A 12,353-nucleotide genomic window follows, 5' to 3' on the forward strand; every position below is an offset into this window, starting at 1 on the left:
CGCGGTCCCGCCGGACTGAGACGCGATACGGACTACACGCGCCGAGTCAGGTGGGCCCGGACCGTCCGCTGACAGTCGCCACAGACCCCGTAGAGCCGCGCGGCCGTCGAGAGGAGCGGATATCTAGCCGGCTGTGCGGAGTACACCGACTCGACCAGCGTCCGATACCGGGTCCCGCCCGGCCCGTACCGGTTCGTCGTCTCGGTGAGCTGTGACTGCCGCCGGGCAGTCAGTTCGTCGAGTCGCTCCCGGTAGCGCTCGAGGCGGTCGTGTTTCGCCCGCAGCGTCTCGAAATCACACTGTAGCAGCGACTCCTCGGCCGTCGACTGCAGCCACGTCAGGATCTCGTCGACCTCGTCGATCGCCGCGACGACGGTCTCCCGTTCGGTCTCGAGGGTCTCCCGAACGACGTCGACCTCGCGGCGTCTGGTGGCGATCTCCTCGAGAACCGCGCGTTTGAGCGTCGGCGTCCAGCCCGTTTCGGCGGCGAGCGCGACGGCGACGTCCTCGTTCAGTTCGGCCGCGATCGTCTCGACGAGCGGTTCGTCGTCCGCGAGATCGGCGGTGCTGTGGGGTGCGACCGTCTCGGCGAAGGCCTCGCGAACGGCGACACACTCCTTCCCGTCCGTCGTCGCGCTCGCGCCGCCCGCTTCACCCGCCGTCGTCATCGCGACCGGCGCCGCCGCGGTCGTCCCTCCGCGGCCCGTCGCCGGGTTCGTCGCTGGGAGGTCACGGACGCGCCGGGCGAACGTCCCGAACGCCTCGTCCCGAGTGGCTATCGCCGCCAGTTCCCGGTCGATGCAGTCGGGGGCGCCGTGGAGCGCGGTCGATCCGGTCATGGCCGCTCCCCTCGAGTACAGACGAGTCCGGCCGCCGTTCCCGCGTTGCTGGTGAGGACGAACTCCCAGTCGCCGTCGCCGAGGGCCCGCACGTCGGTGACGGCCGGTGTGTCGGCCGTTTCCGACCGTCGCAACACGTCGATCCCGATCGGCAGCGTCGGGAACCGCCGGTCGCCACACTCGATGGCGTACCCCCGCAGCGAGACGGTCCATACGTCCCGGTCCCCGGCCGCTGTCGACCCGCGGCTCAGTCCGTACTCCCGGAGCAGCGACAGCGAGTCCAGGAACTCGAGGCTCGCGGCGACCGGATCCGCAGCCGACGCCACCGGCGGGAGGTTCGACGCCGCTGCCTCCAGCAGGCGGGTCCGCTCGGCCGCCGTGAGGTGGGTCTCCAACTCCGCGGCCATCGCCTCGAGCAACACCAGACAGAGCGTGTTCGGGTCTGTCGTCGCCTCGGCCGCGGCCAGATACGTCTCCATGATCGCTCGCTCTGCGGCGTCGTGATCGCGGGCCGACAGCGCCTCGAAGACGGAGCCGGAGACGTCGTGGCAGAAGCTGATCAGGGGGTCGTCGTCCGCGGGCGCGCTTCCGGTCGTCGACGCCGAGACCGCCTCTTCCGCCCGTGGCTGTCCCGACTCCGGGGTCGGCCGACTCGAGGCCGTCGGCGTCGGGTCGTCGCCGGACCGCTCCTGACAGACGACCGGATCGTAAAACGGGAGCTGTGGATCGTAGCGTCTGAGCGCGGCGCGGTACTGTTCGGTCGCCTGTGCGGCGTCGGCCGCGGCGGTCCGCGTCGGGAACCGCTGTCCGGCAACCGGGACGGGGCGCTCCCCGGAGCGGGCACAGACGACGTAGTAGTTCCCGTCGTCGCTGGCCAACTGTTCGATGTGATGGCGAATCTCTCGGAGCGTGGTTCCGACCATGGGTTCCTCCTGTCTCGTCCCCGAAGAGCCGACTCCGAGCCGTTCGGGATGGCTCGAGTGCCCATCGGCGACGGTGTTGTTATCGTTTAGGCCAACCTAAACAATGATAAGTCCATCGGAATTTAGGCCGGCCTAATTCACCCGTTCACGCGAACGATCCGGCAAACCTGGCTCGAGAATCCGGTAACAGGTGATTTCCGGTCGATCCCCTGTTCGCTCTTTCTGACCGACTATCACCAATTCTGTATACCGAAATGGAATATATGATCGGGCCGCGTTCCGGTCGGCTGGGTCACGATTCCCCGACGAGACGTCCTGTCGCCGGGTCACACGACCGTTTACGAGGATTCGGCCATCTATTGTGGCCGCTTCCTCGAGCGCGGGCATCCGCTACGTCTCGCGACGCGGCGAAAGCGACGGATTCGACCGACGCTCGAGACGGTCGTGCGCCACGTAGCGACTCCGATGCGGTCGTGCGGTTCGGCGGCTGGCTGCTGTCGCGCCGGCTCGGTCCCCGGTGTGAATGGCCAGTTGCCGGCTGCCTACCGGCGACGACCGAACGAAACCGACCTCCTCCTGACCTCCCACGGGGTCACGTCGTGCCCTCGAACGGAGTCCCCGGCCTCGAGTGGTCGTCACCCGTCACCCGTCGGCTATCGACCATCGTGGACACCGGTGAATACCGGTCACGCTGACGACCGTCGACGCAGGGGGGTCGTTCGCTCGCGACTCGGGATCAGCGACCCTCGTGATGACTGTTCACGGCTGCTCGTCGACCATCGAGTATGGCATTTCCGTCGGTGTAATCCGCTGACACCGCGTTTTCACCGTTTTGCTGCCGTCTCGCCGTTCGCGACTGCCGCTCTCGAGTCGCCCGTTCCATCTCCTATTAAACTGAATAACGATATATTGAATTGGGCGACGGCTCGACGATGCCCCGATCGCCGCGACACACAGTGTTTATGCTCGGCAACGAGCTATTGGTAGTCACGACGCGCAGGCCAGTCATTCCCCTATGTCCTCTCAGATTCCGTTCGCGATCGACTTTCACGTGCATTCGGACGACTCCTACGACGGCCACGAACCGATCGAACTCATCCTCGAGCAGGCCGCCGACATCGGACTCGACGGCGTGGTGATCACCGACCACGACGAAATCTCGGAGTCGCGGCGGGCTGCCGACCTCGCGCCCGACTACGGGCTGATCGGCATCCCCGGCGTCGAGGTGTCGACGCGACACGGGCACCTGCTGGCGATCGGGGTCGAGGAACGGCCCGATCCCGGCCAGCCGTTCATGGCAACCGTCGAGACCGTCCGCGAGCTGGGCGGGGTCGCGATCGTTCCCCATCCGTTTCAGCGCAGTCGCCACGGCGTCCGCAAGCGCTATATCGAGGACGCCGACGCGATCGAGACCTACAACTCGATGGTCTTTACCGGGTATCGCAACCGTCGGGCCCGGACTTTCGCCAGCCGGCGGGACTACCCACAGATCGGTGCCAGCGACGCCCACTACCTGCCCAACGTCGGCAAGGCTTACACCGAGGTGCTGGTCACGCCCGAGGCCGCGACCCCGACCAAAGCCGACATCGACGGCGACGACCTCGTCGAGGCGATCCTCGAGGGCCGGACCCAGATCCGCGGCAAGCGCACGCCGATCCGGAAAAGCGCCGTCCAGTACGGCAAGGGAGCAGTGCGCAAGGCGACCTACATGTTCACCTCGCGCGCGCCACTGTTACCGACGGTGCCGGCCTCGATGGACCGATCGACCTGATTCGTGGGTAGCGGAACCGAGTTGAGTCGCCGTTCCGTCTCCGTTCCGTTCGAACCGGTATCACACCGGCAGACTTGCGTACCGGATTCCAAAATCGGGTCGAGTCTGCTATCGTGGCTGCAGTGAGTCGCCACGGCCTCCCCAACCGACTCACTCGCTGCTCACGGCTCCCTCCGGTCACCGTTCGCTTTCGAGACCTCACTCCGTTCGGCCTCGCACCGCTCGTTCGTCCCTCGCACGACGTCGTGAGACGGCTCACTGGTCATTCGCCGTCTCACAGCGCGCGCCACCGCAGACCGGTCGAACGGTCCGAGCTGCGACGACAGTACTAGGACAGTTGCTCGCCGACGAGATCGTCGGCGCGGTCGACGAACGTCTCCTCTTCGCCTTTCGGTACCGTCGCGCCCGCGGCCACGTCGTGACCGCCGCCGTCGCCGCCGACGGCGCGGGAGGCTTCACCCATTACGACCGAGAGGTCCAGTCCCTGCCGGACCAGCGAGTGGGTCCCTCTGGACGAGACCTTGACCTCCTCGTCGTTCTTCTCTGCAAAGGCGATGATGGGCTTCGAACGACTGATTCCCTCGTTGCCCATCGCCATCCCGGCGACGATGCCGACGATGGTCTCGCGGATCTCGTCGCCCGCGTGGAACCACTGGATGTGGTCTTCTTGAGTCGCCCCCTTGCGGGTGACCAAATCGATCCCGTTCGAGAGGTTCCGCCGGTGTTCGCGCAGGAGCTGTCGCGCCCGCTCGAGCGCGCCGTCCCGATCGCCCAGACAGACCCCAAGGCCGACGTCAGCCCGCTCGTAGCGGGCGGTCGCGTTCAAAAGCGTCGAGAACTCGCTGGCATCCCGGAGTTCGGTGCCGACCGGCTCCTCGCACAGGACGTAGGCCGTGCTGACGAGTTCGTCGATCTTGTTCGCAGGGACGCCGCTCGAGACGGCCCGCTGGACGAGCGCGCTGGCGACGGTCCGTTTCTCGTCGTTCGAGAGATCGGCCCACGTTCGCCACTCGCCGTCGCGTTGCAACTCGAGATCCAGCCCGTCGAGAAAGCGCAGCGCCCCGTTCTCGTCGTTCGAGATGCCGGGAATGTGAACGTCGGTGGCGTACTCGAGCAGTTTGGGAAGCGGCCGGGTCTGTTTGCCATAGAGCGCGAGGTCCTTGCCGGTCTCGAGGACGCCGGCCTCGACGCCCTCCTCGACGATACCCGCGTTCGCCCCGTGGAGTTCCCCGCTGGTGGCTTGCATGTCCCCGACCGCACCGACCACGGCGAGGGCGGCGAGATCGCGGTTGTCCGCGCGGGCGTCGGCTGTTCCCGACGCGGTGATCGTCCCTCCATCGGTCGCGACCGACGAACCGGGACCGCCGTCCGCTACGTCCGCGAGCGCCCGTGCAAGGACGTAGCTCGCGCCCGCTCCCGACAGCTCCGACGCGCCGTTGATCCCGAACAGCAGCGGATTGAGGTGGTACTCGGTCTCCCGGTCGGCGGGCTGGTGGTGGTCGGCGATGACGGGGGTAAAGTCGCCCGCGTCCTCGTGGTCGCCGATGAGATCGAGCTGGCCGCTCCCGAAGTCGGTAAAGAGGACGGTGTCGTACTCCGTCGCCGCGATTGCCGCGATCGCCTCGTCGTCGAGCTGTTTCTCGAAGACCGTCTCGAAAGGGATTCCCGCCCGCTCGAGCGCCTGTGCGGCGATCGCGGCGCTGGTGAGTCCGTCGGCGTCGATGTGTGAGGCAAGCAGCACGCGGTCGGCCGCACACAGCCGCTCGGCGCACGCGACCGCACGATCCTCGAGTTCGGGAACCGGCCCTGTCATCGGTGCATCGGTCGATGATGGGGCGCCATCGGGGATAAATTTCCGGATGCACGTTCCCCCGTCCGACGTGTCACGTCCCGGCGCTCGAGCGTTCCGAACCGGATTGTGTGCCGTCAGTACAGCGGTAACATTAGGTTTCGTTGGCCGAATAAAAGCGTATGAACGTCCTGATCGCGGGCGGTACGGGATTCGTCGGCCGTTCCCTCTGTCGCGTTTTGGTCGACCGCGGACACGCGGTGACGGCCGCCTCGCGGACGCCCGACGCGGCCGGATTGCCGGACGGCGTCGAGACGACGATGCTGGACGTGACCGAACCGGATCTCACCGACGCCGTGACCGGTCACGAGGCGGTCGTCAACCTCGTAGCGCTCCCTTCTCACGTCCAGCCCCGCGGCCGGAGCCACGAGGCGGTCCACTACGACGGGACGCGCCACCTCGTCTCGGCCAGCGAGGACACCGGCGTCGAGCGGTTCGTCCAGCTGAGCGGACTGGGCGTCGACGGCGGCGTGGAGACGGCGTACTTCCGAGCCAAGCGGCGAGCAGAGCGCGTCGTCCGCGATTCGAGTCTCGAGTACGTGATCTACCGCCCGTCGGTCGTCTTCGGCGACGGCTGTGCGTTCGTATCGTTCGTCGAGCGGATGGTCCCGCCGCTCGTGACGCCGCTGCCCGGCGGCGGCCGGATGCGACTGCAGCCGATCTGGGTCGAGGACCTCGCCCCGCTGATCGCCGATGGACTCGAGGACGACCGCCACGCGGGCGGATGTTACGAGATCGGTGGCCCCGAGCGGCTCACCCTCGCGGAGACGGTGACGACGATTCGCGGCGGTGGCGTCGTCGTGCCGATTCCGATGGCCGTCGCCGGACTCGCGGCGCGAGCCGTCGACCCGCTCCCCTGGCCCCCGTTCGGTCGCGATCAGTACCGCGTGCTTGGGTTGGAGAATACGACGGCCGACGCCGCCCTCGAAGCCTTCGGCGTCGATCCGGACGCGCTTTGCACGCTGTCGGCGTACATCGAACGGTCTCGAGGTGAGCGATAGATGCGAACGACGGGTGCAGGCGACCGGATCGACGCAATCGCGGAGGGACGACCGTGACCGGACTCTTCGAGCGTGCGGTCGGCGAGGGCTGGGACACCCTCTATCCCCGCGTCCGAGAGCGCTACGGCCTCGAGGCCGGCGAGGACCGCGAGGCGGTCGGCGTCGGTCGGATGGACGACCTCCAACGGAACCCGCTCGCGACGCCGATCCACTGGCTCGCGACCCTCGACGACTTCCTCTTTCCGGAGGGCGGCACCGACGTTCCGTTCTCCATCGTCACGGAAGCGTTCGTCGACGACGCCGGGAACGAGGCGCTGTGTCTTCACCGGCGATTCGAGACCGACCCGCCGCGGGAGTTCGTGGACACGCTACGGTGGAATCCCGCTCGAGGCTGTCTCACCGACCTGTTCGGCCGCCGGGGCCACGTCGCTGCGGACCTCCACGTTCGAGCCGACGACGGTGCGCTCGCGCTCTCGATCGGGACGCAGTGGCTCCGTGCGGGTGGACGCTACGTTGCGCTCCCCGGCCCGCTGTCGGTCGACGGCCGGCTCCGCGACTGGTACGACGATGACAGCGACCGGTTTCGCGTGGCCGCGGAGATCACCAACCCGATCGTCGGGACCGTGTTCGGCTACACGGGCAGGTTCGAGAGCGACTTCCGGACCGTCGACCGCGACGCGGCGACTCGGACCCGATCCGATCTCGGCGGCGTCGATCTCCCGGGTGAGAACGCGTGACCGACCTCGAGCCGTCGAGCGCCAGAACGCGGCGCTCGAGTCCGTCCCCGACCGTCGCCGGCCGCCGTCTCACCGACCTGAGCGCGCTGATCGGCGGTGCCGTCTGGCTGGCGCTGGCGATGGGGACTGTCGGCGGGTCGATCCCGCTTTCGCCCGTCGAACGCTACGTCGCCCTCGCGACGTTCGTCGTCGTGCCGCTGGGGCTCGGGCTGCTCGAGCCGATGAGCGACGCCGCGGGCTCGCTCCCTGACCGAACGGTGACTCCCTATCGAGTCGCCGTTGGCGGCCAGCTTCCCGCCGCGCTGGCCGTCGTCGCCGGACTCGTCGCGCCGCAGGGATCGCCGGCTGCGGTGGCGCTCGTCGCTCCGTGGCTCGTCGTCACCGGTGCGATCGCGCTGGTTGGACTCCGACGATCCCTGGCTCGAGGCACCGGTCCGCTGCCGGAACTCGCGATCGACGCCGCGCTCCTCTACGTGCCAGTGGCCGCAGTCTTCCTGTGCCTGCACGCGGCCGACATCAGTTTACGATTCGCACCGATCATCGTTCTTCTGACAGGGGTCCACTTCCACTACGCGGGGTTCGCCCTGCCGCTGGTCGTCGGCCTGACCGGGCGCATCGCGGCGACCGACGACGGCGGATTCCCGCCCACCGTCGCGGGACGAGCGTCGGCCGCGGTGACGGCCGTCATCGCGGTCGGCATTCTCCTGATCGCCGTCGGTATCACCTTCTCGCCGCTGCTCGAGGTGGTCGCGGCTGCTGCGTTCTCGGCCGCCGTGGTCGGGTTCGCGCTGTGTCTCCTCCGCACGGTCGTCCCGACGGTCCCGCGGTTCGCTGGGGCGCTGTTCGCGGTCGCCGCGGTCTCGCTGTGCTGGACGATGGCGCTGGCGCTCGCGTTCGCCTACTCGGCCCTTCCCGGCACCGCCACGCTCGTGTCGATTCAAGAGATGATCCGCTGGCACGGGAGCGTCAACGCCTTCGGGTTCGCGCTGCCGGCGCTGCTCGCGCTTCGATCGCTCGAGCGATGATGCATCACGTACGGATCGCCGCCCGCTCGAGGGCCCGGGCGGCGATCGCGGCGCTGGTGAGCCCGTCGGCGTCGATGTGTGAGGCGAGCAACACGCGGTCGGCCGCACACAGCCGCTGGGTACACGCTACCGCACGATCCTCGAGGTCGGGAACCGGCCCTGCCATCGACACACTGTGGGGCGGCTTCGCCCATAAACCAGCGGATCGCCGGCAGCGAGCGGCCGCCGACGCACTTACAGCGAAAGGACGAGGTCCCTGCCGTCGCGGTCGTACTCGGTGTCGAACGGTGCGGAGCGATCGCGCATCGTTTCCCGGAGCCACGCCGCCTCGTCCCCGTCGGCCGATGTGACCGTCTCGTCGTCGATGACGGCGGGAACGAGGCGTAGTTCCGCCGGCGTTCCGTCCTCGAGGCCGAGTTCGAAGAGAACGGTGCGGTCGTTGCGCAACTCCTCTTTGATCACGTAGTCGTCGACGATGTCGCCGGTGTCGTGGAGGACGAGGCCGTCGCCGTATCGCTCGACGCCCTGGACGACGTGAGCGCTATGGCCGTGGACGACGTCGACTCCCTGATCGATCAGCCAGTGGCCGAACGCCCGGAGGTCGTCGTCGGGATGTTCGACCCAGTTCGGTCCCCAGTGGACCGACGCGACCAGCAGGTCGGGGTCGGTCGCCGCGGCGCGCTCGAGGGACTCGCCGACGAGCCGCCGACTCTCGGCCGATTCCGGGTCGAACTCGACGTAGGCCGTGCCGGGTCGGTCGTCGGTCGCGCCGTACTCGGCGTAGTGGTCCGCGAAGGAGACGACCGCGACGTCGACATCGCCGATCGAGACCGTCGCGGGAGCGTGGGCCGCCGTCGGCGTCTCGCCGGCACCCGCGAACCCGATCCCCGCGTCGTCGAGGGCGTCGACGGTGTCGCGAAGCGCCGTCGGTCCGTAATCCAGCATGTGATTGTTCGCGAGCGATGCAAAGCAGACGTTTCCGGCCTCGAGGGCGGGAACGGCCCACCCGGGATCGGCCCGGAAGTAGTAGGTCCGGTCGGGGAACCGCTGGCCCCGCGTCGACAGACAACACTCGAGATTACAGCAGACGCCGTCCAGCGACTGCAGTCGGGGTCGGAGGGCCCCCCAGACGGCTGCCGGGTCGGTTCCGGCGCGTCCGTATCGCCCGTCGACGTTGCGGCCGAGCATCGCGTCGCCGACGAATCCGATCGTCGCGTCGTGGCGCTCGTGGTCCTCGAACGCGGTCGGCTCGACAGCGGGCGCGGCACAGCCGCCAAGCGCCGCGGCACCTGCGGTCGCGAGAAACGCGCGACGGCCGGTCATTCGCCGTCTGTCGCCGCGTCGACGGTCTCCGCGGCCAGCCGCTCGAAGGTCGCTTCGCTCGCGACCAGATCGACGTCGACGCCCCGCTCGGCGGCGGTCTCGGCCGTCGGCTCGCCGATGACGCCGACGACGGCGTCCTCGAGTCCCGCGATGGTTGCTTCCCGAACCCCCGCCTCCGCGGCGGCCTCGAGGAAGTGGTCGACGGTCAGCGACGAGGTGAAACAGGCGGCGTCGAGGTCGCCCGCCGCTGCCAGCCGGGCGGACTCGCCGCTTCCCTCGGGACGGACCAGCCGGTAGAGGATCGTCTCGTGGACGTACGCGCCAGCCTCCTCGAGCCCGTCGAGCAACACCGGGCTGCCGTGGTCGCTGCGGGCGACCTCGACGCGTGCGCCGTCGACGGCGTCCGAAAGCGCTGCGACCAGTCCGCTCGAGGTGTACTCCTCGGGAACGAGATCGACCGTGTATCCCTCCGCGCGGAGCGCGTCGGCCGTCGCTGGCCCGATGGCACAGACGGTTTCGCCGGTCGGCTCCCAGCCGGCTGCGGCGATCAGTTCCGCGCCGGTCTTGCTCGTGAAGACGACGTAGTCCGCATCGGTCCGCGGGACGGCGTCGGTCGCCTCGACCGCGAGCATCGGGTCCGGGACCGGCTCGGCACCCAGTTCCGCGAGCAGTTCGGTCGCCCGCTCGATGCGGTCGTCGTCGGGCCGAAAGACGGCGACTGTCGGTGTCTCGGTCATCGGTTACTCCCCGGCCCCGGCGTCGCCGGCCGCGCCGTAGTCGTTTTGCAGGAACTCAACCACCGACTCCCGCGTCCCAGCCACGTCGCCGATCACCGTCACCGCGGGCGGTTCGATCCCCGCCTCGTCGCGGGCGTCGACGATCGTCTCGAGGGTGCCCGTCGCGACTCGCTGGCCGGGCCAGGTGCCGCGCTCGACGAGCGCGACCGGCGTCTCGGGGGCCATCCCGGCCTCGAGCAGGGCCGTGGTGTAATCCGGCAGGCGGCCGACGCCCATCAGGACGACGATGGTGCCGCCGGTCGCGGCCAGCGCGTCCCAGTCGACCGCGGATTCCGCCTTGGTCGGGTCTTCGTGGCCGGTCACGAACGAGACCGAGGAGGCGTGATCGCGGTGGGTGACGGGAATGCCCGCTACCGCGGGCGCGGCGATCGCCGAGGTGACCGCGGGAACGACCTCGAAGGGGACCTCGTGGGCCGCGAGATACTCCGCTTCCTCCCCGCCGCGGCCGAAGACGAACGAATCGCCGCCCTTCAGCCGGACCACGCTTTTGCCCTCGCGGGCGAGTTCGGCCAGCCGCTCGTTGATCTCGGACTGGGGCGTGCGTTCGCCACCGGCGCGCTTGCCCACGTCCTCGCGGCGGTCCTCGGGAAGCCGGTCGATGATCTCGGGGCCGGGCAGCTTGTCGTGGAGGACGACGTCGCACTCCTCGAGCAGCCGCTTCGCTTTCACGGTCAACAGGTCGGGATCGCCGGGGCCGCTGCCGACGAGGTAGACGGTGCCGGGTTCGGCGTCGATGGCGTTGCCTGACATTCGTTACTCGCTAGCTATTTCCCCTCGGGCTTATCTTCCTCGGAGACGCCCTCGTCGTCGCCCTCGGCGTCCTCCCGTGCCCCTTCGATCAGCGCCGCGGCCCCGCGGTCGGCGAGGTCCCGGGCGAACTCCCGGGCGGCCTCGGCGTGGCTGTCGACGGGCAGGTCGCGGCTCCCGGTCACCGACTCGTCGCCGTCCCGATCGAAGACGGTCACGGTCGCATGGACGTGTTCCCCCTGCAGGATCGCGTAGATGCCGACCGGCGCGATACAGCCCCCACCGAGTTCCGCGAGAATCGTCCGCTCGACCGTCGTCTCGACGCGGCTCCGCGGGTGATCGATCGCGCTCTTGATCTCGCGTGCGGTCTCGCCGTCCGGGGCGGTCACCGCCAGCGCCCCCTGTCCCGGCGCGGGGACGAAGGTGTCGGTCGGCAGCTCCTGATAGTCCACGTAGTGGGCGAGCCCGCTGCGCTCGAGGCCGGCCTGTGCCAGCACGATGGCGTCGTACTCCGTCTCGACCTCCCGGCCCAGGGCTTGCCGCTCGAGTTCCGAGAGATCGTCGAACCACTCGTCGGTGGTGCGGTCGTACTCGGCCTCGAAATCGTCGTCGCCGGTATTCCCCTTCCGTTCTTTGTCGGCTTCCGAGCGCTCCTGATGTTCCGCCTGCAGCGACGGGGCCAACAGCTTCTCGAGGCGCGTGTCGACGTTGCCACGCAGGGGTTCGACCTCGAGGTCGTCCCGTTCCGAGAGCAGTTGTGCGCGCCGGCGCAGACTCGAGGTGCCGACGGTCGCACCCGCCGGCAACTCTTCCAGCGTCGAGCCGTCGGGCGTGATGAGGACGTCACCCGGTCGTCCGCGCTCGGGAATCCCGGCGGTCACGAGTTCTTCGGGCTGTTCGGTGGGCATGTCCTTCATCGAGTGGATCGCGCCGTCGAGGTCGCCCTCGAGGACCCGTTCGTCGAGTTCGCGGACGAACGCGCCCGTCTTGCCGAGCCGGTGAATCAGTTCGTCCCGGATCTGGTCCCCCGTCGTCTCGACCGTGACGAGTTCCACCTCGTACCGGCGGTCTTCGAGGGCCTCCTTGACGAGCGAGGCCTGTCGCCGGGCGAGAGCGGACCCCCTCGTCGCCAGTCGTAACGTCCCGCGTGTTCTCATAGGCGTCAGTCCGAGCCTCGGGTATGAAAAGCGCACGCTTGTCCGACGCGTGGCGGATCGGTCTCGGACCCGTCGATCGAGAATGAAGTCGGTCTCTTTTCATGTGTTTGGTAACCACACACAAGTTTTTTCCACAACGTGTTCGGGCCGGACTTTATCTACTTCAAGTGGGTACATATGACCC

General features: G+C 68.6%; 11 protein-coding genes and 1 pseudogene. 4 read left to right on the forward strand and 8 right to left on the reverse strand.

What is annotated here, in order from left to right:
- Positions 1-32: 32 nt before the first annotated feature.
- Both ACSBP4_RS01360 and ACSBP4_RS01365 read right to left on the reverse strand, forming a co-directional pair.
- Positions 33-839, reverse strand: a complete 807-nt coding sequence (locus tag ACSBP4_RS01360) for a DUF7260 family protein (RefSeq protein WP_435551151.1) — start codon at positions 837-839, stop codon at positions 33-35.
- Positions 836-1,762, reverse strand: a complete 927-nt coding sequence (locus tag ACSBP4_RS01365; protein ID WP_435551152.1) for a DUF7551 domain-containing protein — start codon at positions 1,760-1,762, stop codon at positions 836-838. Before ACSBP4_RS01365 ends, ACSBP4_RS01360 begins: the two co-directional genes overlap by 4 nt.
- A 1,015-nt stretch (positions 1,763-2,777) precedes the next feature.
- Between ACSBP4_RS01365 and ACSBP4_RS01370 the strand changes: the two genes are divergently transcribed.
- Entirely contained in the window at positions 2,778-3,533 is a 756-nt protein-coding gene (locus ACSBP4_RS01370; RefSeq protein WP_006183022.1) for a CehA/McbA family metallohydrolase, read from the forward strand.
- 328 nt (positions 3,534-3,861) lie between these two features.
- Here the strand turns inward: ACSBP4_RS01370 and ACSBP4_RS01375 are convergent, their stop codons facing one another.
- Positions 3,862-5,346 carry a DHHA1 domain-containing protein gene (locus ACSBP4_RS01375; protein ID WP_435551154.1) on the reverse strand — a complete coding sequence of 495 codons (1,485 nt, stop codon included), beginning with the start codon at positions 5,344-5,346 and terminating at the stop codon, positions 3,862-3,864.
- Between the two features lie 158 nt (positions 5,347-5,504).
- Between ACSBP4_RS01375 and ACSBP4_RS01380 the strand changes: the two genes are divergently transcribed.
- Genes ACSBP4_RS01380 through ACSBP4_RS01390 form a run of 3 tightly spaced genes read left to right on the forward strand, consistent with a single transcriptional unit; the run spans position 5,505 to position 8,145 of the window.
- On the forward strand, positions 5,505-6,383 hold the full coding sequence (locus tag ACSBP4_RS01380) for a complex I NDUFA9 subunit family protein (RefSeq protein WP_435551155.1): 879 nt from the start codon (positions 5,505-5,507) through the stop codon (positions 6,381-6,383).
- A gap of 53 nt (positions 6,384-6,436) precedes the next feature.
- The gene (locus ACSBP4_RS01385) at positions 6,437-7,120 is read left to right on the forward strand and encodes a DUF4166 domain-containing protein (protein WP_435551156.1); all 684 of its coding nucleotides are present in this window, start codon (positions 6,437-6,439) and stop codon (positions 7,118-7,120) included.
- Complete coding sequence (locus ACSBP4_RS01390; RefSeq protein ID WP_006648388.1) at positions 7,117-8,145, forward strand: YndJ family transporter; 1,029 nt, start codon at positions 7,117-7,119, stop codon at positions 8,143-8,145. Before ACSBP4_RS01385 ends, ACSBP4_RS01390 begins: the two co-directional genes overlap by 4 nt.
- A 13-nt stretch (positions 8,146-8,158) precedes the next feature.
- On the opposite strand, the pseudogene ACSBP4_RS01395 reads toward ACSBP4_RS01390, so the two are convergent.
- The 5 genes and pseudogenes from ACSBP4_RS01395 to hemC all read right to left on the reverse strand — a co-directional run.
- Positions 8,159-8,311 (reverse strand): annotated as a pseudogene (locus tag ACSBP4_RS01395) (recombinase RecJ); the annotation flags it as partial.
- Between the two features lie 68 nt (positions 8,312-8,379).
- Positions 8,380-9,468: a CapA family protein gene (locus tag ACSBP4_RS01400; RefSeq protein ID WP_435551157.1), complete on the reverse strand. Its 1,089-nt coding sequence runs from the start codon at positions 9,466-9,468 to the stop codon at positions 8,380-8,382.
- Complete coding sequence (locus ACSBP4_RS01405) at positions 9,465-10,205, reverse strand: uroporphyrinogen-III synthase (protein WP_435551158.1); 741 nt, start codon at positions 10,203-10,205, stop codon at positions 9,465-9,467. Before ACSBP4_RS01405 ends, ACSBP4_RS01400 begins: the two co-directional genes overlap by 4 nt.
- Before the next feature lie 3 nt (positions 10,206-10,208).
- Positions 10,209-11,015, reverse strand: coding sequence for a uroporphyrinogen-III C-methyltransferase (cobA, locus tag ACSBP4_RS01410; protein WP_435551159.1), 807 nt, complete (start codon positions 11,013-11,015; stop codon positions 10,209-10,211).
- Positions 11,016-11,029: 14 nt separating this feature from the next.
- Positions 11,030-12,169 (reverse strand): hydroxymethylbilane synthase, encoded by a 1,140-nt coding sequence (gene hemC, locus ACSBP4_RS01415; protein WP_435551160.1) that lies wholly within the window; start codon positions 12,167-12,169, stop codon positions 11,030-11,032.
- Positions 12,170-12,353: the final 184 nt, after the last annotated feature.

It is taken from the genome of Natrinema sp. CGMCC1.2065 (assembly GCF_051225675.1).
Lineage (GTDB): Archaea > Halobacteriota > Halobacteria > Halobacteriales > Natrialbaceae > Natrinema > Natrinema thermotolerans.